At 70.9% G+C, this 17,215-nt stretch carries 21 protein-coding genes; 16 read left to right on the top strand and 5 right to left on the bottom strand.

The window, feature by feature from the left end; genetic code table 11:
• Nucleotides 1-19: 19 nt before the first annotated feature.
• Both OHA55_RS33535 and OHA55_RS33530 read left to right on the top strand, forming a co-directional pair.
• Nucleotides 20-1,369, top strand: a complete 1,350-nt coding sequence (locus OHA55_RS33535; RefSeq protein ID WP_266713737.1) for an aldehyde dehydrogenase family protein — start codon at nucleotides 20-22, stop codon at nucleotides 1,367-1,369.
• 112 nt (nucleotides 1,370-1,481) lie between these two features.
• Nucleotides 1,482-2,462: an acetylxylan esterase gene (locus OHA55_RS33530; protein WP_266713735.1), complete on the top strand. Its 981-nt coding sequence runs from the start codon at nucleotides 1,482-1,484 to the stop codon at nucleotides 2,460-2,462.
• Between the two features lie 93 nt (nucleotides 2,463-2,555).
• Here OHA55_RS33530 and arcA read toward each other — a convergent pair whose 3' ends face one another.
• The 3 genes from arcA to OHA55_RS33515 all read right to left on the bottom strand — a co-directional run bounded on the left by arcA (nucleotide 2,556) and on the right by OHA55_RS33515 (nucleotide 5,784).
• Complete coding sequence (arcA, locus tag OHA55_RS33525; RefSeq protein ID WP_266713733.1) at nucleotides 2,556-3,815, bottom strand: arginine deiminase; 1,260 nt, start codon at nucleotides 3,813-3,815, stop codon at nucleotides 2,556-2,558.
• Between the two features lie 48 nt (nucleotides 3,816-3,863).
• Nucleotides 3,864-5,324 (bottom strand): basic amino acid/polyamine antiporter, encoded by a 1,461-nt coding sequence (locus OHA55_RS33520; protein WP_266713731.1) that lies wholly within the window; start codon nucleotides 5,322-5,324, stop codon nucleotides 3,864-3,866.
• Nucleotides 5,325-5,628: 304 nt separating this feature from the next.
• On the bottom strand, nucleotides 5,629-5,784 hold the full coding sequence (locus OHA55_RS33515) for a DUF6131 family protein (RefSeq protein ID WP_266713729.1): 156 nt from the start codon (nucleotides 5,782-5,784) through the stop codon (nucleotides 5,629-5,631).
• Between the two features lie 155 nt (nucleotides 5,785-5,939).
• On the opposite strand from OHA55_RS33515, the gene OHA55_RS33510 reads away from it, so the two are divergent.
• The 12 genes from OHA55_RS33510 to OHA55_RS33455 all read left to right on the top strand — a co-directional run bounded on the left by OHA55_RS33510 (nucleotide 5,940) and on the right by OHA55_RS33455 (nucleotide 13,349).
• On the top strand, nucleotides 5,940-6,260 hold the full coding sequence (locus tag OHA55_RS33510) for a gas vesicle protein (RefSeq protein WP_266713727.1): 321 nt from the start codon (nucleotides 5,940-5,942) through the stop codon (nucleotides 6,258-6,260).
• A 29-nt stretch (nucleotides 6,261-6,289) separates the two neighbouring features.
• The gene (locus tag OHA55_RS33505; protein WP_266713725.1) at nucleotides 6,290-6,760 is read left to right on the top strand and encodes a gas vesicle structural protein GvpA; all 471 of its coding nucleotides are present in this window, start codon (nucleotides 6,290-6,292) and stop codon (nucleotides 6,758-6,760) included.
• A gap of 3 nt (nucleotides 6,761-6,763) precedes the next feature.
• On the top strand, nucleotides 6,764-7,528 hold the full coding sequence (locus tag OHA55_RS33500; protein WP_266713723.1) for a GvpL/GvpF family gas vesicle protein: 765 nt from the start codon (nucleotides 6,764-6,766) through the stop codon (nucleotides 7,526-7,528).
• Nucleotides 7,519-7,776, top strand: a complete 258-nt coding sequence (locus OHA55_RS33495) for a gas vesicle protein GvpG (protein WP_266713721.1) — start codon at nucleotides 7,519-7,521, stop codon at nucleotides 7,774-7,776. Before OHA55_RS33500 ends, OHA55_RS33495 begins: the two co-directional genes overlap by 10 nt.
• Nucleotides 7,777-7,779: 3 nt before the next feature.
• Nucleotides 7,780-8,739: a histone protein gene (locus OHA55_RS33490; RefSeq protein WP_266713719.1), complete on the top strand. Its 960-nt coding sequence runs from the start codon at nucleotides 7,780-7,782 to the stop codon at nucleotides 8,737-8,739.
• Between the two features lie 6 nt (nucleotides 8,740-8,745).
• Nucleotides 8,746-9,879: an SRPBCC family protein gene (locus tag OHA55_RS33485; RefSeq protein WP_266713717.1), complete on the top strand. Its 1,134-nt coding sequence runs from the start codon at nucleotides 8,746-8,748 to the stop codon at nucleotides 9,877-9,879.
• Between the two features lie 5 nt (nucleotides 9,880-9,884).
• On the top strand, nucleotides 9,885-10,232 hold the full coding sequence (locus OHA55_RS33480) for a gas vesicle protein (protein WP_266713715.1): 348 nt from the start codon (nucleotides 9,885-9,887) through the stop codon (nucleotides 10,230-10,232).
• Entirely contained in the window at nucleotides 10,229-11,068 is an 840-nt protein-coding gene (locus tag OHA55_RS33475) for a GvpL/GvpF family gas vesicle protein (RefSeq protein ID WP_266713713.1), read from the top strand. The genes OHA55_RS33480 and OHA55_RS33475 overlap by 4 nt, the downstream gene beginning before the upstream one ends.
• Nucleotides 11,065-11,292 (top strand): gas vesicle protein, encoded by a 228-nt coding sequence (locus OHA55_RS33470; protein ID WP_266713711.1) that lies wholly within the window; start codon nucleotides 11,065-11,067, stop codon nucleotides 11,290-11,292. The genes OHA55_RS33475 and OHA55_RS33470 overlap by 4 nt, the downstream gene beginning before the upstream one ends.
• Nucleotides 11,289-11,570, top strand: coding sequence for a gas vesicle protein K (locus OHA55_RS33465; protein ID WP_266713709.1), 282 nt, complete (start codon nucleotides 11,289-11,291; stop codon nucleotides 11,568-11,570). The genes OHA55_RS33470 and OHA55_RS33465 overlap by 4 nt, the downstream gene beginning before the upstream one ends.
• The gene (locus OHA55_RS33460; RefSeq protein ID WP_266713707.1) at nucleotides 11,570-12,556 is read left to right on the top strand and encodes an iron-containing redox enzyme family protein; all 987 of its coding nucleotides are present in this window, start codon (nucleotides 11,570-11,572) and stop codon (nucleotides 12,554-12,556) included. The genes OHA55_RS33465 and OHA55_RS33460 overlap by 1 nt, the downstream gene beginning before the upstream one ends.
• A 106-nt stretch (nucleotides 12,557-12,662) precedes the next feature.
• Nucleotides 12,663-13,349, top strand: a complete 687-nt coding sequence (locus OHA55_RS33455) for a HemK2/MTQ2 family protein methyltransferase (RefSeq protein ID WP_266713705.1) — start codon at nucleotides 12,663-12,665, stop codon at nucleotides 13,347-13,349.
• A 23-nt stretch (nucleotides 13,350-13,372) separates the two neighbouring features.
• Here the strand turns inward: OHA55_RS33455 and OHA55_RS33450 are convergent, their stop codons facing one another.
• Together OHA55_RS33450 and OHA55_RS33445 are read right to left on the bottom strand one after the other, a co-directional pair.
• Nucleotides 13,373-13,582, bottom strand: coding sequence for a CDGSH iron-sulfur domain-containing protein (locus OHA55_RS33450; protein ID WP_266713703.1), 210 nt, complete (start codon nucleotides 13,580-13,582; stop codon nucleotides 13,373-13,375).
• Nucleotides 13,583-13,696: 114 nt separating this feature from the next.
• Nucleotides 13,697-14,659, bottom strand: a complete 963-nt coding sequence (locus tag OHA55_RS33445) for an adenosine kinase (protein ID WP_266713701.1) — start codon at nucleotides 14,657-14,659, stop codon at nucleotides 13,697-13,699.
• Nucleotides 14,660-14,966: 307 nt separating this feature from the next.
• Between OHA55_RS33445 and OHA55_RS33440 the strand changes: the two genes are divergently transcribed.
• Both OHA55_RS33440 and OHA55_RS33435 read left to right on the top strand, forming a co-directional pair.
• On the top strand, nucleotides 14,967-16,328 hold the full coding sequence (locus OHA55_RS33440) for an FAD-dependent oxidoreductase (protein ID WP_266713699.1): 1,362 nt from the start codon (nucleotides 14,967-14,969) through the stop codon (nucleotides 16,326-16,328).
• Between the two features lie 167 nt (nucleotides 16,329-16,495).
• Entirely contained in the window at nucleotides 16,496-17,128 is a 633-nt protein-coding gene (locus tag OHA55_RS33435) for a class I SAM-dependent methyltransferase (RefSeq protein WP_266713697.1), read from the top strand.
• Nucleotides 17,129-17,215: the final 87 nt, after the last annotated feature.

Here is a 17,215-nt window from a genome sequence, read left to right as displayed (position 1 = left end):
ACCGCCGGAGGTACCACCGATGAAGAGCACCCTCACCGATCCCCGGACCGGCCTCGCGCGCGGCACGGCGCCCGTGTCGCGGGAGCCGGAGGTGGCCGGGGCGGTGTCGGCCGCCCGGGCCGCGTTGCCCGGGTGGAGCGCCCTCACCCCCCGGGAGCGGGCCGAACGCCTGGGCGCTCTGGCCGCGTCGGTCGAGGCGCACGCGGCGGCGTACTCCGCGTGCGAGCGCGCCGGGACCGGCAAGCCGGAGTCGGAGACGCGGGGCGAGATCGCGCAGGTGGCGGACCTCTTCCGGTTCTACGCGACGGCGGCGCGGACCAGGACCGTACCGGCCTCGGGCGCGCTGGTCGCCGGTCACGAGAGCTGGGTGCGGTGGGAGCCGATCGGTGTGGTCGGTGTGGTGGTGCCCTGGAACTACCCGCTGATGATGGCGGCCTGGCGCTGTGCGCCCGCGCTGGCCGCCGGGAACACCGTCGTGGTCAAACCGGCCGAGACCACTCCGGACTCCCTGCTGCTGCTCGCCGCCCACGCGGTCGCTGAACTCGGCGAGGGGGTGCTCCAAGTACTGCCGGGCGACCGGGAGACGGGGCGGCTGCTGGTGGGGGCCGGAATCGACATGGTGGCGTTCACCGGCAGCCCGGAGGCGGGCCGGGACGTCGCTGTCCGCGCGGGCATCCGCCGGGTCAGCCTGGAACTGGGCGGCAACGCCCCGGCGATCGTCCTCCCCGACGCCCCTCCGCAGACCTTCGCGGAACTCGCGCGGGCGGCCACGTACAACGCCGGCCAGAGCTGCGCGGCGCCCGCGCGGGTGATCACGCCGGCGGAGAACTACGAGAGCGTGGTCGCACTGCTCGGCGCGGCGATGTCCGAGCGGGTCGCGGGTCGGGACTTCGGGCCGCTGAACAACGCGGACCAGGCCGCCCGTTACGACCGGATCGTCTCGGCCTCGAAGGCGGGACGCGAGGTGACCGGCACGGTCGGGGCTGCGCCGGGCGAGGAGAACGGCCACTGGCGCCCGGCACGGGTGCTCGCCGATCTGCCGCCGGCCGACCCCGCGATCGTCGAGGAGGTCTTCGGCCCGCTGCTCACCGTCGAGCGGGCGGACACCGTCGAGGATGCGCTGAGCCTCGCCAACAGCGTGCCCCAGGCGTTGGCGTCCAGCGTGTGGACGAGCGATCTGGAGCGGGGGATCGATCTGGCGTCCCGGCTCGACGCGGGCGAGGCCTGGGTCAACTGCCATCTGGTACAGACGGCCGAACTCCCGCACGGCGGACGGGGTTCCTCGGGGCACGGCACCGATCTGAGCGTGCTCGCCCTGGACGAGTACCAGCGGCCGAAGACGATCACGGTACGCGTCGGGCGGCCCTGACCACGACGAATGCCCCCGGCGGAGTCGGCCGAGGGCGAAATCGGGTTCTGCCCACCCGGGGTGCGCACGTACCGTGTGATCACTGATCCGTGCGACGAAGGCGGCCCCGCAAATGCCCCTGTTCGACCTGTCCCTCGAAGAACTCCGCACCTACCGCAGCGCGTCGGCGGAGCCCGCCGACTTCGATGCGTTCTGGTCGAAGACGCTCGAAGAGACCCGCAGCCACCCGCTCGACGCCCGCTTCGAACTCCGCGCCGACACGGGCCTGAAGACGGTGGAGGTGTACGACGCGACCTTCGCCGGCTTCGGCGGACATCCGGTCAAGGGCTGGCTGGTGCTCCCGGCGGGGACCACCGAACCGCTCCCGGTGGTGGTGCAGTTCATCGGGTACGGCGGCGGGCGGGGTCTCGCGCACACCCATCTGCTCTGGGCATCGGCCGGTTTCGCCCACTTCGTCATGGACACCCGCGGCCAGGGCAGCGGCTGGGCAGGCGGCGACACCGCCGACCCGGTGGGCAGCGGCCCCGCGTTCCCCGGAGTCATGACCCGGGGCATCGAGGACCCGCACGACTACTACTACCGGCGGCTGTACACCGACGCGGTCCGGGCGGTCGAGGCCGCCAGGTCCCACCCGCTCGTCGACGCGTCGCGCACGGCGGTCGCCGGGATCAGCCAGGGCGGCGGCATCACTCTCGCGGTCGCCGGTCTGGTGCCGGACCTGGTGGCCGTGGCTCCGGACGTGCCGTTCCTGTGCGACTTCCCGCGCGCCCTCACGGTGACCGACCGCAACCCGTACCGCGAGCTGGGCAATTACCTCAAGACGCACCGGGGCCGCACCGAGCGGCTCAAGGCCACGCTCGCCTACTTCGACGGGGTGCACTTCGCCGCGCGGGCAACCGCCCCTGCGCTGTTCTCGACGGCGTTGGAGGACCTCACCTGCCCGCCGTCCACGGTGTTCGCGGCGTTCAACGCGTACGCCCACACCGACAAGTCGATAGAGGTGTACGACTTCAACGACCACGAGGGCGGCGGCCCCTATCAGGAGGCGGCGCAGCTGGCCTGGCTGCCCGGGAAACTGACGGCCTCGGCCTGACGCGCCTCCGATCACTCCCCGGCACGTCGTGACGGGCCGTCGTGACGACCTGTCACGACGTGCCGGGGAGCCGTGCCGGAGGGTTGCGGACGGTCAGAAGGAGACGGGGTCGCGGACGAGCGGGCAGGTCATGCAGTGGCCGCCGCCGCGTCCGCGTCCCAGCTCCGCGCCGACGATGGTGACGACCTCCACGCCCGCCTTGCGCAGCAGGGTGTTCGTCTGCGTGTTGCGGTCGTAGGTGAAGACGACGCCGGGCTCCAGCGCCACCGCGTTGTTCCCGCTGTCCCACTGCTGGCGCTCGGAGGCGTACACGTCGCCCCCCGTCTCGATCACCCGCAGTGCGGGCAGACCGAGCCCTTCGGCCACGACGTCGACGAAGGGGGTGGAGCCCTCGTCCGTGATCTCGACGCCCGGGGCCTTGTCGCTGGGGCGGAGGGAGAAGGTGTGGACCGCGTCCATGATCCTCGGATAGAGCGTCACGATGTCGCGGTCGGCGAAGGTGAAGACGGTGTCCAGGTGCATGGCGGAACGCAGCTTGGGCATGCCCGCGACGATGACGCGTTCGGCGGCGCCCTCGCGGAAGAGGGCGGCGGCGACCTGCGTGATGGCCTGGCGCGAGGTCCGCTCGCTCATCCCCATGAGGACGACCCCGTTGCCGACCGGCATGATGTCGCCGCCCTCGAAGGTGGCCTGGCCCCAGTCCTGCTCCGGGTCGCCCCACCACACCTTCGCGCCCCGGTAGTCGGGGTGGAAGGCGTAGATGGCGGCCATCAGGAGCGTCTCGCCGTGGCGGGCGGGCCAGTACAGGGGGTTGAGGGTGACGCCTCCGTAGAGCCAGCAGGTGGTGTCCCGGGTGTAGAGGGTGTTCGGCAGCGGCGGCATGAGGTATTCGCGGGCGGCCGTCGACTCGCGGGCCAGAGCCAGGTAGCCGGAGCGGAACTCGTCGGGGAGGTCCGTGGTGGCGAGCCCGCCGATCAGGTACTCGGCGAGCCGACGGGGCTCCAGCGACTCCAGGAAGCCTCGGGTGTTGTCGATGAGCCCGAGGCCGACCTCGTTGGCGGTGATCTTGCGGTCCAGCAGCCAGTCCCGGGCGGCCGGGATCGCCATGGTCTCGGCGAGCAGCTCGTGCAGTTCGACGACCTCGACGTCGGCCTGGCGCATCTTGTTGACGAAGTCGGCGTGGTCGCGCTGGGCGTTCTCCACCCACATCACGTCGTCGAAGAGCAGGTCGTCCGCGTTGGTGGGGGTGAGCCGCCGGTGCGCCATCCCCGGTGCGCAGACCAGGACCTTGCGCAGTTTGCCGACCTCGGAGTGGACGCCGAGGGCGGGCCTCCGGGCGCTCGTGTCAGTCATGGGGAAGCCTTTCGCGGTTCACCGGCGGGGCGGCCGGGGTGGGACGGGTCAGAGTTCGATCCAGCCGGCAGCCAGGGCGATCACGCCCATGACGGCACCCGCGATCGAGACGGCGCAGATGACCGCTTCGGCCGGTGAGAAGAGCCCGCGGTTCTGCTCCCGCCTGGCCTTGATGAAGAGGAAGGTCGCCGGGGCGTAGATGATGAACGAGACGAGGACGAACTTCAGCCCCGCGGCGTAGAGCAGGAAGGCCGTGTAGAGGGTCGCGAGGGCGGCGACGATCAGCTCTCCCCTGGTGGCGCCGCCGACTGCGCCTTCGCGTTCGGGCCGCAGCGCGATCTTCACGGCGAAGGCGGCGGCCAGCAGGAACGGGATCAGGGTGAGCGCGCTGGTCAGGTCGAGCGCGAAGTTGAAAGCGTCGTCCGAGAAGGCGGTGATGACGAGGACGATCTGACTGAGCGCGGTGGTCATGAGCAGGGCCGGCACGGGCACGTCCGCGGCGGTGGAGCGGCCCAGGAAGCGGGGCATGTCGTCGTCCTTGGCGGCGACGAAGAGCACCTCTGCGGCCATCAGCGTCCACGCCAGGTAGGCGCCGAGGACCGAGATGATGAGCCCCACGCTCACGAAGACCTTGCCCCAGGTGCCGACCGCCGCTTCCAGTACCCCGGCCATGGACGGTTGTCGGAGTTCGGCGATCTCGCCCATCGGCATGATGCCGTACGAGACGATGGTGACGGAGGCGAAGACCGCGAAGACACTGAGGAACCCGAGGACGGTGGCCCGGCCCACGTCCTCGCGGCGCTTGGCATGGCGGGAGTAGACGCTGGCCCCCTCGACTCCGAGAAAGACGAAGACGGTGGCCAGCATGGTGCCGCGCACCTGGTTGAAGAGCGAGCCCGCGTAGTCGGCGCCGCCGAAGTTGTCGGCGAAGACGGAGGTGTCGAGGCAGAAGAGGGCGAGGATCACGAAGACGAGGATCGGGACGACCTTCGCCACCGTCACGATGCGGTTGATCGCCGCCGCTTCCTTCACCCCGCGCCGGATGAGGAAGAAGAACGCCCACAGCCCCACCGACGAGAGCACGATGGCGAGCGCCGTGTCTCCGTCTCCGAGGGCCGGGGCGATGGCCCCGATGGTGGACATGATGAGGACCCAGTAGGTCACGTTGCCGACGCAGGCGCTGGCCCAGTAGCCGAAGGCCGAGAAGAAGCCGAGGTACTCACCGAACCCGGCCTTGGCGTAGGCGTACACACCTGCGTCGAGGTCGGGTTTGCGGACCGCGAGTTTCTGGAAGACGAAGGCGAGCATCAGCATGCCGATGCCTGCGACTGCCCACGAGATCAGGGCACCGGCGACCCCCGTCTCCTCGGCGAACCGCCGGGGCAGCGAGAAGACGCCGGCGCCGACCATGGAGCCGACGACCATGGTCGTCAGGGTGATCAGAGTCAGTTTGGCCGCGGGCGACGACGCCTCGGCGGGTGTGCCGGTACCAGCCTCGGCGTTGGTCATGGTTCCCCTCCGCGAGGTGCCTCTTCCGGTCCGCGCGAGGAAGGTGCGCTCCGGTCGATCTGACACACGTTCATTGCGACGGGAATCTAGTACCGCCTGACCGTTTTGTCACATTGCGAGAAATTTGCACCTCTGCATGCCGACGCGGACACGGAAAAGGGTGGTACCGGTCCCTCGGGGCCGGGTACCACCTCGCCGATCATGCGGCAACAGCCCTGCGCGCGGTGGGGTATGAGACCGGTCGTCCGCGGGACGGCCGACCGGGCTCCGGCAACGTCGGCCGCGCGCGCAACCGTTGCCGCTTCTACCAGTAATGCCGTCTGCCGCCCACCGCACGCCCCGTCGCGCCGAGCAGGAGCAACACCGCCCCGACGACCAGCAGCACGATGCCGATCGTCCACAGGATGGAAAGCCCGGTGATCAAGCCGATCACCAGCAGGATCACACCGAGAACGATCATGACGTCCTCCGTCCCGTCGTGATTCGAGTATGCGCGCCTTTTCCCCCTCGGGCCCGGTGGACCGGATTCTCACCGCGGCCGGGGCGGACCAGCGGGTATGCGCCGATGGCTCCGCCCAAGATGCATCACGCGTGGGGGCGCCCAGACTGAGAACCATGGCAGAGACACGTCGTAAGCGGGCCGCGCACACCTCGCCCGCCGCGCACAAGGGCTCCCCGGGCGGCGGCCCTCAGGGAGCGGCCCGAGCGGCCTGCCAGAGTTTGGAGGGCTTGATCGCGCATCCACTGGAGGGTGTCTCCGCGGTCCGGCGGGCCGACGACGAGGGCTGGTGCGTGGTCGTCGACGTCCTGGAGGTGCCCCGCATCCCCGACACGACGAGTCTTCTCGCCTCGTACGAGGTACGGCTCGACCAGGAGGGCGAACTCGTGGAGTACCGCCGAGTGCGCCGCTACCGACGGGGTTCCGCCGACGAGTGACGCGGCGCCCCAGAACCGGAAGGACCCGCATGGCCACGACCTCCTACTCCGACGAAGTCACCTGCCCCCCACGTTCCGGCACCCTGTACGACGTGCTGGAGCTCATCCTGGACCGGGGCATGGTGATCGACGTCTTCATCCGGGTGTCCCTGGTCGGGATCGAGATCTTGAAGATCGACGCCCGCATCGTCGTGGCGAGTGTGGACACGTATCTGCGGTTCGCGGAGGCGTGCAACCGTCTGGACCTGGAACGGGATTCAGGCAGCACGACGATCCCCGAACTGCTCGGCGGGACCGCCGCCAAGTCGATCGGCAAGCGCAAGGTGCGGAAGGCCGCGTCGACGGTCGGCGACACCGTGCGCAAGGCCGTGGGCGCCGACGACCACGACGCGGATCCGGAGGATGCGGTCGAAGAGGCGGACGAGCCCGTACGCCCCAAGAAGCGGCGCGCCCCCGAGCGATCCGGCGGCGCCCGTCGCCGCCGTCCCGTGGAGGCCTGAGCCATGCCCACGCAGGGTGTGTACGTCTACGGCATCGTCCGCCACACCACCGCCGTCCCGACCGGGCTGAGCGGTGTCGGTACTCCCCCGGCCCGCCTCACGGCCATCGGCCGGGGAGCGGTACGTGCCGTGGTCAGCGAGGCGCCCGCACGGCTGCGCGCCCGACGCCGGGATCTCATGGCGCACCAGGAGTTGCTGGTCCGGCTCGCGGAGGTCGACTCCGTACTGCCCATGCGCTTCGGCATGGTGGCGACGGGCGAGCAGACGGTGCTCCAGCAACTGGCCGCGACCGAGAAGGCATGCCTGGAGGCCCTGGAGCAGCTGGCCGGGCGCGTGGAGATCAACGTGAAGGCGTTCCCCGCGCAGGACGCGCTCGCCTCCGTGGTCGCCGAGGAACCACAGGTGCGCCGGCTCCGTCAGGACGCCCGGCGGACTCCTGGGTACGAGGCGTCGGTGCGACTGGGTGAAGCCGTGGCCAAGGCGCTCGCGCGCAGGGCGGCCGAGGCCGGGGAGCGGATCGTGGCCGAGCTGGCCGCGGCGGCCCACGCGGTGGCGAGAGGACCCGAGGTGCGCGACTGCGCACTCAACGTGTCGTTCCTGGTCGACCGGGCACGGGAGGCCGAATTCCGCACGACCGCGCGGAGCCTTGCCGATGCGCGCCCCGACCACGTCGACCTCAGGGTCGCGGGCCCGCTGCCCTGCTACAGCTTCGTGTCCGCGGGTGGCCCCTCGCCCGCGCCGGCCCGGACGGGTGCGGCATGGGGCTGATCACCGGCATTCTCCTGCTCCCCCTCGCCCCCGTTCGCGGGGTGGTGTGGGTGGCGGACAAGGTGCACGGGGCCGCGGAGCGCGAGTTGAACGATCCGACCGTCCTCAGAGCCCAACTGGTCGCGTTGAACCGCGATTTCGAGGACGGACTCATCGACATCGAGGAGTTCGAACGTCAAGAGGAACTGCTGCTCGACCGGCTCCACGCCGAAGGCGTGGCGGCGAACCGGACGATCGAAGGTGACTGAACCATGGACGACACGGCCAAGGTGACGCTCGCTGCCGCGGTGGTGGGTGGATACGTACTCGGGCGGACGAAGAAGGGCCGGCTCGCGATCACGGTCGCGACCTACCTGGCGGGACGGCGGTTCGGCCTCGAACCGAAGCAACTCGCGGCCGAGGGCATGCGCCGGCTGAACGACGTGCCGCAGATCGCCGAACTGCAGGAGCAGTTGCGGGGCGAGGTCCTCGACGCGGGTCGCCAGGCGGTCTCGGCCGCCGCCAACCGCGGGATGGTCTCGCTGGCCGAGGCGATCGGCGATCGCACGGCCCGCCTGGGCGAACGAGGGCGCCCTGCCGAGGAGATCGAGGGCGGGGACGAGGACGAAGACGAGGAGTACGAAGACGAGGCCTACGAGGACGAAGACGAGGACGAGGCCCAGGAGGACGAGGAGCCCTGGGAGGAGGAGCCCGAAGGCGAAGACGAGGACGAGGACGAAGAAGAGGACGAAGACGAAGGGGAGCCCGAGGAGGAAGAGGAAGAGGAAGAGGAAGACGAGGACGAGGACGAGGACGAGGACGAGCCCGAGGAGGAACCTGCCCCGAAGCCCCGCGCCCGTAAGCGCTCGGGAACACCCCCCTCGCGCGGTGCCGCCAAGAAGGCGGCAGCGAAGAAGGCGCCCGCCAAGAAGGCGGAGCCCAAGCAGTCGGCGCCCGCGAAGAAGGCGGCGAAGAAGGCTCCCCCGGCGAAGAAGTCCGCTCCCGCCAAGAAGGCGGCGAAGAAGTCGGCGCCTGCCAAGAAGGCCGCTCCCGCCAAGAAGAGCGCGGCCAAGAAGGCGCCCGCGAAAAAGGCCCCGGGCAAGCCGCCCGCGAAGAAGGCCCCGGCCAAGAAGACCGCTGCGAAGAAGGCGCCGGCCAAGAAGAGCGCAGCGGCCAAGAAGACGTCGTCGTCCAAGCGGACGGCTTCCAAGCGCGCCGATCGCCGGAGGTAGCGAGCCATGGCCAGCAGCGAGAAGGACGGTCCCGAGGACCAGGTGTCAGGTGTCGAGCGGCTGCGCGAGGAGCTCTCGGGCTATCTCTCCGGCCAGGTGGAGCGACTGGCCGGAAAGGCCGGGGAGAAGCTCACGGACGTCACGAGCCAGCTCACCGACGTCGCCCAGAACGGTGGGTCCTTGCCCGCGATCGGCTCGCGTGTCCTGCAAGGGGAGTCTCCCCTGAAGGCCTTCGTGTCCGAGAAGGCCAAGGGAGTGAAGGACAACGTGGTGGGCAAGGCGAAGGAAGCCTTCGGCGGGGGTGGGGACGGAGGCGGCGGAAAGGGCGGGGGGAAGAGCAAGTCGGGCGGGAAGTCGATGAACATCGTCGAAGTCCTCGATGTGGGCGTGCCGTTGCGCGAGGCGTACGACCACTGGACGCAGTACGACCAGTTCAGCAGCTTCACCAAGGGCGTCCAGAGCGTCTCGATGGGCGACGAGATGGAGAGCGACTGGAAGGTGAAGATCGGTCCTTCGTCCCGCGGCTTCAAGGCCACCGTGCAGGAGCAGATTCCCGACGAACGGATCGTGTGGACGTCCGAGGGAGCCAAAGGCAGCACGCGCGGCGCGGTCAGCTTCCACGAGTTGGCGCCCTCCCTGACCAGGATCGTCCTGGTCGTCGAGTACTACCCGGCGGGCTTCTTCGAGAAGACGGGCAACCTCTGGCGTGTCCAGGGGCGTCGCATCCGCCTGGACTTCAAGCACTTCCAGCGTTACGTCACCCTCAGCGCCGAACCTCCCGAGGGCTGGCGCGGTGAGATCCGCGATGGTGAGGTCGTCGTCTCGCACGAGGACGCCGTGGCGGAGGAGGAAGAACAGGAAGAGCAGGAAGGTCAGGAGTACGAGGGCGACGAGGAGGAGGAAGACGGCGACGGCGAGTACGAGGACGAGGAGGAGGAAGACGGCGACGGCGAGTACGAGGACGAGGACGAAGACGAGGAAGCCGAAGACGAGGACGAAGAGGGCGCGGACGACGGCGAGTACGAGGACGAAGAGGAGGAGGAAGAGGGGGACGAGGACGACGTGGACGACGAGGAGGAAGAGGAAGAGGAAGAGGAAGCGCCTCGTCCCCGGAAGCGGAGAGGGGGCGGACGACGGTGACGGACATGGCGTACCGGCAGACCGCCGACTCCGTTCCCGGTCCGCAGACGACCAACCTCGCCGACATCCTGGAACGCGTTCTCGACAAGGGAATCGTCATCGCGGGAGACATCAAGATCGATCTCCTGGACATCGAACTGCTCACCATCCGGCTCCGGCTCTTCGTCGCCTCGGTGGACACGGCGAAGAAGGCCGGAATCGACTGGTGGGAGACCGATCCCGCACTGAGTTCACGCGCGTCCCGCAGTGCCCTCCAGGAAGAGAACCGCGAACTACGGGCACGGGTGAAGGCGTTGGAGTCCTCCGAGGAAGCCGAAGAGCGGAAGAGACCCAGAGAGAGCGCACGCACATGACCGGTACCCTTCGCAGCGGCTCCACCAGCGGGAGCGCCCTCTACGTCTTCGCCGTGTGCCGTGACCTCGACCCCGCCTCCGTCTCCCTGGAGCAACTGCCCGGCCTGACCGGCGAGGAGCCCGTGCGCGTGCTGCCTCTCGGACCACGCCTGGCGGCCGTGGCGCAGACCGTGCGGGCGGACGATTTCACCGACGAGGTATGGCAGGAACGCCTCGCCGACCAGCGGGAACTGGAGCGGTACGCGCGGGCGCACCACGCCGTGGTCACCGCCGTCGCCGGTGGCGCGCCCACCGTGCCACTGCCCATGGCCACGCTCTACCACGACGACGGGAATGCGAGGACGGCGCTCACGTCGCAGACGGCGCGTTTCGACCGTGCGCTCGACCGGGTCGCCCATCACTCCGAGTGGGGTGTCAAGGTGTTCCTCTCCCCCTCGCGGGCCCGGGAGACCGAGTCCGCGCCCGTCCCGACGGCCACCGGGCCGGAACGGGCCCGTCCGGCAGCGGGCTCCGGGCTGGCCTATCTGAACCGGCGCCGGCACGTCCAGGAGAGCCGGCAGCGCCGTCATGTCGAGGCCGGGCTCAGGGCCGACGCGGTGGACGAGGCGTTCCGCCGGGTCGCGACGGAGGCCCGCAGGCTGCGGCTGCACTCCGTACCGTCCCCCGAGGACCAGGACCAGGGCGTACAGGTCCTCAACGCCACCTATCTCGTGGCGGAAGCCCGGTCCTCCGAGTTGCACCTGCTGGCGGAGTCGCTGCGGGAGCCGGGAGACGCGCAGGTCGTCCTGTCTGGCCCCTGGGTTCCGTACTCCTTCGTGGGCGAGGTGGAGGGATGACCCGCGAGGTGGTGCCGTGGGACTCCGCCGAACCGTTGAGCGGTCCGATCGGGGTGCCGCTGGTCGATCTGCTCGACCGGGTACTCGCGACCGGGGTGGTCATCAGCGGAGATCTCGTCATCGCCATCGCGGACGTCCCCCTCGTACGGCTGTCGCTGCACGCGCTTCTCTCCTCGGTCAGCGAACGCGTGCCCGCCCCCTGGGCCGACGGAGGACCGCTGTGACCGGGGCCAGGATCGACCTGGACCGTGAGCGGATGGGCCGCGACCTGGTCACTCTCGTGCTCACCGTGGTCGAGTTGCTGCGCCAGTTGATGGAACGGCAGGCGATCCGCCGGGTCGACCAGGGAGACCTCACGGACGAACAGGCCGACGAGATCGGGGCCACCCTGATGATGCTCGACCAGCGGATGACCGAACTCTGCGAGCAGCACGGTGTGCGCCCCGAGGACCTCAACCTGGACCTGGGCCCCCTGGGGTCCCTGCTGCCCCGGGACCGATGATGGACACGTACCGCGGAGGATCGCACCGCTCGCCGGAGCTGCCCCGCGACCGCGGGCCGCTGTCGGCCGCGGTGCTCGGTCGTCTGCGGGGTGCGGGCGGCCTGCCGCACCCCGAGGACGCCCGTGCCGCCGATCCGTACGGCGAGGATCTCCACCTGGCGCTGTACGCGTGCTACGAGCTGCACTACCGGGGGTTCGCCGGGGTGGATCCGGCCCTGGAATGGGATCCGGAGCTGCTGGCCGTACGCCGGGGCGCCGAGGAGGTCTTCCTGGCCGCGCTGCGCCACGACGCCACGCGCACCGACTCGCTGGAGGCTGTTCTGGCCGGACTCCTGGTGGAGCCGGTGCACGGCCAGGGTGTCTCCGACTTCCTCAAAGAACAGGGGGAGTTGCGGCACGTCCGCGAGTACGCAGTCCAACGGTCGCTGTACCACCTGAAGGAGGCCGACCCACACGCCTGGGTGCTGCCGAGGCTCCGTGGGCGGGCCAAGGCGGGAATGGCGGCGATCGAGTACGACGAGTTCGGCGCCGGCCGCGCGGAGCGCGTCCACGCGCGCCTCTTCGCCGACCTGATGGCGGACATGGGTCTGGAGACCGCCTACGGCCACTACCTGGACGAGGGCCACGCCGAGATGCTGGCCCTGGTCAACCTGATGTCCCTGTTCGGGCTGCACCGGCGTCTGCGGGGCGCGCTGGTGGGACATTTCGCCGCGGTGGAGATCACCTCCTCACCCGCCTCCCGCCGCCTGGCTCAGGCGATGCGGCGCGCCGGGGCGGGGCCCGCGGCGGAGTTCTTTTACGCCGAGCACGTCGAGGCGGACGCCGTGCACGAGCAGGTGGTCCGGCGCGAGGTCGTCGCGGGGCTGCTGGCGGAGGAGCCGGAGCTGGAGGCCGACGTCGCGTTCGGCATCACCGCAACCGATTTCCTGGAGGAGCGGCTCGGGAAACGGCTGCTGGCCGGCTGGGGCGACCGGCCCGCCCGCTGACGGGGACGCCCCCGGGGCAGTGGCGTGCGGGACTCCGAGTGGTGGCCCGGGCGATTCCGCCCCACCCTGGGACGGACCGCCCGTCTCTCCGTCCGAGGGAGATCCGATGGCCACCGATGTGGCATTGCCCGCGCCGTTCGTCCTGACCCTGCCCGGTGTCTACGCGCCGCAGCACGACACCCGCCTGCTGCTGTGGGCACTCGAACGCGAGGGCCTGGCACCGGGTGCGAAGGTGCTGGATCTCGGTACCGGCAGCGGGGCGGTGGCGATCCGCGCCGCTCAGCTCGGCGGGTCGGTCACGGCGGTGGACCTCGCCCGCCGGGCCGTCCTGACCGCCCGTCTCAACGCGACTCTGCACCGCCACAGCATCGACGTGCGGCGCAGCGATCTGACCGCGGCCGTCCGGGGACACGCCTACGACCTGCTGCTGTGCAATCCGCCGTACGTGCCCTCTCCGTCGCTCGACGTGCCCGGACACGGACGCGCGAGGGCGTGGGACGCGGGGCCCGACGGGCGGATCGTCCTGGACCGCGTCTGCGACGGCGCCCGGGAGACGTTGCGGCCCGGAGGTGTACTGCTGATGGTGCACTCGGCGCTCTGCGACCCGGACATGACCGTGGAACGCCTGGAGCGGGCGGGGCTGTCCGCCTCGGTGTGCGGGCAGGCGCGGGTCCCGCTGGGCCCGGTCCTGCGGTCCCGGCGGTCGTGGCTGCGCGACCGGGGTCTCCTCGGGCGGACCGCGGAGAGCGAGGAGCTGGTGGTCGTACGCGCGGCACGCGCCGGGCGGGGCTGATCCGGGCCGCCGCCGATCGGTTCTCAGCTCTCGTCGTTCTTCACCCGGCGCCGGTGGCTGGTGTCGCACCAGGGGTGGATGCGGCTCTTGCGGCACACGCACAGGGCGACCACGAACCGGTCCGACACCGCGGTGCCGCCGTCCGGCAGGGTCACCTCGACGGGCCCTTCGAGCAGCAGCGGCCCGTTCTCGGTGAGCGTGACGCGGCAGTGGGGTCGGGGTGCTTCCGGCACGGGAACCGCCTTCCGGGGTCCGCCGGGCCGGTGTACGGGCGTACGACCGGGGCGGACACCTGACTCGATGGTGGTCCCCGCTCCGACCGTACGCACCCCGAACCGCGCCGGTTCTCAGGCCCTCGCCGTCGCCGTCTCGCCCGCCGCCGGGGAGGTGACCGCACCGGTGCCCGCCTCCCTCTCCGCCACGCGGGCGAGCAGCAGCTCACGGCCGATGGCGTCCGCCCGCGTCGCCTCCACGGTGCAGGCGTACGCCCCGGCGACCGCCCCGAAGAGGGCGCAGCGTGAGGGCTCCTCCCCCGCCAGCCAGCCGAGCAGGAAGCCGGCGGCGAACGCGTCACCCGCTCCGTTGGAGTCGACGACCGGTTCCGGCGGTGCGATCGCCGGGACGTGGGTCAGCTCGCCGTCGACGAGCAGATGGGCGCCGGCGGCTCCGTCGGTGGCGACGATCACGCGGGCCCTGCCGCGCTCGGCGATCCCCCGCAGGGTCGCCGCGGTGTCCTCCAGGGCGGTGGCGGAGAGGAACACCAGGTCCGCTTCGAGGGCGAAGGGCTCGTGGTACGGGTTGACGCCGTCCCAGTTGTGCAGGTCGGTGGAGAGCGTCAGACCGGCCTCGCGCAGCAGCGGCAGGGTGAAGGCGCAGGGGTGGGTGATCGAGACGTGCGCGTGACGGCTCTTCGCCGCCAGGGCCCGCACGGTGGCCTCCGGCAGCCGGTCGCTCCCGGCCGCGCGGCTGTCGTCGTAGAGGGAGAGCCGCCTCCCGTCCGGCCCGACGAGGTTCACCGCGCGCTTGGTGCCCAGTGGCTGGGGGACCTCGGTGAGGGGCAGGGACCGGTCGCGGTGGAAGGCGCGTACCAGGTCGCCTTCGTGGTCGTCGCCGATCAGGTCGATGTGGTGGGTGCGCAGTCCGAGGGAGGCGAGCCCGAGGGTGACGAAGTCGCCGGTCTGCCCGGCGCGCGCGGTGATACCGGGGCGGATCATGTAACTGTCGGCGTACGGGAGCGGGAGCTCGGGGACGTACACGATGGTGTCGACGCCCGCCCCTCCCAGGACCAGGACGTCGTTCTCCTTGCTCATGGAGGCTCTCCCGGGGTCGCGGCTCGTGTCTGACGGGTCCCGCCGGGCGGGCGGGACGGGAGCGAGTCAAGCAGTCGCCCTCCCTGCCCGCAATCCTTTGCGGAAAAGCACTGAAAGCATTTTCATCCACGTTCGGCGGCCGTCGGGAGCAGGCCGCTCGAGGCCCCGCCGAGTCTCGCGGCGACCCCGGTCACCGGGCCGGGAACGCGACGACATAGCGTGTAGGGGGGTGTAGTAAGTCAAGCCTTACCTTGACGGCACCCTGCCAGCGTTCACCCGCCCCGAGGAACGAAGGAACTACAGCCCCATGACACGCCCCGTCCGCGTCGCCATTGTCGGAGCCGGTCCCGCCGGAATCTATGCGGCCGACGCGCTGCTGAAATCCGAAGCCGCCAAGGACCCGGGTGTCTCGATCGACCTGTTCGAGCGCATGCCCGCACCCTTCGGTCTGATCCGCTACGGCGTGGCCCCCGACCACCCCCGGATCAAGGGCATCGTCACCGCGCTGCACCAGGTCCTGGACAAGCCGCAGATCCGGCTCTTCGGCAATGTCGATTACCCGAACGACATCGGTCTGGACGAGCTCCGCTCCTTCTACGACGCGGTGATCTTCTCGACGGGCGCCGAGGCCGACCGCGCCCTCGACATCCCCGGGATAGAACTGGACGGTTCCTACGGCGCCGCCGACTTCGTCTCCTGGTACGACGGTCACCCCGAGGTACCGCGCACCTGGCCGCTGACGGCCGAGAAGGTCGCCGTGCTCGGCGTGGGCAACGTGGCCCTGGACGTGGCACGCGTACTCGCCAAGACCGCCGACGAGCTGCTCCCGACGGAGATCCCGGCCAACGTCTACGAGGGCCTCAAGGCCAACAAGGCGCTGGAGGTGCACGTCTTCGGGCGCCGCGGTCCCGCCCAGGCGAAGTTCAGCCCCATGGAGCTGCGCGAGCTGGACCACTCGCCGAACATCGAGGTCATCGTCAACCCCGAGGACATCGACTACGACGAGGGCTCGATCGAGACCCGCCGGGGCAACAAGCAGGCCAACATGGTCGCCCAGACCCTGGAGAACTGGGCCATCCGCGATGTCGGCGACCGCCCGCACAAGCTGTTCCTGCACTTCTTCGAGTCTCCCGTCGAGGTGCTCGGCGAGGACGGTTCGGTCGTCGGTCTGCGGACCGAGCGCACCGAGCTGGACGGCACGGGCAACGTGCGCGGCACCGGCAACTTCACCGACTGGGACGTGCGGAGCGTGTACCGCGCGGTGGGCTACTACTCCGACGAGCTGCCGAAGCTCCCCTGGGACCCGGCCTCGGGCACGGTCCCGCACGAGGCGGGGCGCGTGATCGCCGGTTCGGAGCACATGACCTCGGTGTACGTCACGGGCTGGATCAAGCGCGGTCCGATCGGTCTCATCGGCCACACCAAGGGTGACGCCAACGAGACGGTCGAGTGCCTGCTGGAGGACCGGGCCGAGGGCCGACTGCCCGCCCCGGCGCAGCCCGAGCCCGACGCGGTCGTGGCCCACCTGGAGGGCCGCGGGGTCCGCTACACCACGTGGGAGGGCTGGCACCGGCTGGACGCGCACGAGAAGGCGCTCGGTGCCGAGCAGGGCCGCGAGAGGATCAAGGTGGTGGAGCGTTCGGCGATGCTGGACGCCTCCGGAGCCTGATCCCGTACGCCGTACGCCGTACGCCGTACGCGTCCCCGGTACCCGCCTGCGCGGGGGCCGGGGACGCGGTCGTTCGCTCCTGGAGCGTGGGGCCGGGCCCGTTGTGGGTGGGGGCGCCGGATGGCAGCATCCGGGGTGACCGGCCGGCCCGCGGAAGGAACGCACCCATGGACGACGTGAACGGCACCTCGGCGGCGACGGTGTTCGACGCGCTGGGCGCCCGGTACGAACAGGCCTTCGCCGACGCGCCGGCGCACCGGGAGTCCCTGCGGGAGCTCACCGCACGTCTCGCGCCGCGCAGCCGGGTGCTGGACGTGGGCAGTGGGACGGGCCGCCCGACGGCCGAGGTTCTGGTGGCCGCGGGGCACGAGGTGCACGGCGTCGACGTCTCGCCGGTCATGGTGGAGCTGGCGGCCCGCCAGGTCCCCGGGGCGTCCTTCGTCCATGCCGACGTCCGCGGACTCGCCCTGGCGGAGGCGTCCTTCGACGCCGTGTGCGTCTACTTCTCGCTGCTCCAGATGACGCGGGCCGAGCAGGGGGCGTTGCTGGCCCGCCTCGCCGTGGCCCTGCGGCCCGGCGGGCTGCTGGCGGTGGCGACGGTTCCGCTGGACGTGGAGGGCGTGGACGCCGTCTTCATGGGCCGCCCGGTACGGGTAACCAGCTTCGACGGGCCCGCGTTCACCGCGCTGGTGGCCGGGGCCGGTTTCACGGTCCTGTCCGACCGCAGTGTGCTGTTCACCCCGGCCCATCCGGAGGCGACGCCCGAGCCGCACCTCTTCCTGCTCGGCCGCCGCGACTGACACACCGCCGGATCGCCGGTCGCCGGTCTCCGTCCGACCGCGCCCGGCGTGCGGGCGTGCGGACCCGCGACGACCATGGACCCCATG

The sequence above is a fragment of the Streptomyces sp. NBC_00102 genome (assembly GCF_026343115.1).
Classification (GTDB): domain Bacteria; phylum Actinomycetota; class Actinomycetes; order Streptomycetales; family Streptomycetaceae; genus Streptomyces.
This window is presented reverse-complemented; position numbering and strand designations above follow the sequence as displayed.

Bases quoted from the DNA above. Each gene is read 5' to 3' on its own strand.
- OHA55_RS33435 (WP_266713697.1), top strand. From the start codon at position 16,496: ATGGACGACGTGAACGGCACCTCGGCGGCGACGGTGTTCGACGCGCTG.
- OHA55_RS33530 (WP_266713735.1), top strand. From the start codon at position 1,482: ATGCCCCTGTTCGACCTGTCCCTCGAAGAACTCCGCACCTACCGCAGC.
- OHA55_RS33475 (WP_266713713.1), top strand. From the start codon at position 10,229: ATGACCGGTACCCTTCGCAGCGGCTCCACCAGCGGGAGCGCCCTCTAC.
- OHA55_RS33440 (WP_266713699.1), top strand. From the start codon at position 14,967: ATGACACGCCCCGTCCGCGTCGCCATTGTCGGAGCCGGTCCCGCCGGA.
- OHA55_RS33445 (WP_266713701.1), bottom strand. From the start codon at position 14,659: ATGAGCAAGGAGAACGACGTCCTGGTCCTGGGAGGGGCGGGCGTCGAC.
- arcA (WP_266713733.1), bottom strand. From the start codon at position 3,815: ATGACTGACACGAGCGCCCGGAGGCCCGCCCTCGGCGTCCACTCCGAG.
- OHA55_RS33460 (WP_266713707.1), top strand. From the start codon at position 11,570: ATGGACACGTACCGCGGAGGATCGCACCGCTCGCCGGAGCTGCCCCGC.
- OHA55_RS33495 (WP_266713721.1), top strand. From the start codon at position 7,519: ATGGGGCTGATCACCGGCATTCTCCTGCTCCCCCTCGCCCCCGTTCGC.
- OHA55_RS33455 (WP_266713705.1), top strand. From the start codon at position 12,663: ATGGCCACCGATGTGGCATTGCCCGCGCCGTTCGTCCTGACCCTGCCC.
- OHA55_RS33485 (WP_266713717.1), top strand. From the start codon at position 8,746: ATGGCCAGCAGCGAGAAGGACGGTCCCGAGGACCAGGTGTCAGGTGTC.
- OHA55_RS33510 (WP_266713727.1), top strand. From the start codon at position 5,940: ATGGCAGAGACACGTCGTAAGCGGGCCGCGCACACCTCGCCCGCCGCG.
- OHA55_RS33505 (WP_266713725.1), top strand. From the start codon at position 6,290: ATGGCCACGACCTCCTACTCCGACGAAGTCACCTGCCCCCCACGTTCC.
- OHA55_RS33480 (WP_266713715.1), top strand. From the start codon at position 9,885: ATGGCGTACCGGCAGACCGCCGACTCCGTTCCCGGTCCGCAGACGACC.
- OHA55_RS33520 (WP_266713731.1), bottom strand. From the start codon at position 5,324: ATGACCAACGCCGAGGCTGGTACCGGCACACCCGCCGAGGCGTCGTCG.
- OHA55_RS33500 (WP_266713723.1), top strand. From the start codon at position 6,764: ATGCCCACGCAGGGTGTGTACGTCTACGGCATCGTCCGCCACACCACC.
- OHA55_RS33515 (WP_266713729.1), bottom strand. From the start codon at position 5,784: ATGATCGTTCTCGGTGTGATCCTGCTGGTGATCGGCTTGATCACCGGG.
- OHA55_RS33535 (WP_266713737.1), top strand. From the start codon at position 20: ATGAAGAGCACCCTCACCGATCCCCGGACCGGCCTCGCGCGCGGCACG.
- OHA55_RS33470 (WP_266713711.1), top strand. From the start codon at position 11,065: ATGACCCGCGAGGTGGTGCCGTGGGACTCCGCCGAACCGTTGAGCGGT.
- OHA55_RS33490 (WP_266713719.1), top strand. From the start codon at position 7,780: ATGGACGACACGGCCAAGGTGACGCTCGCTGCCGCGGTGGTGGGTGGA.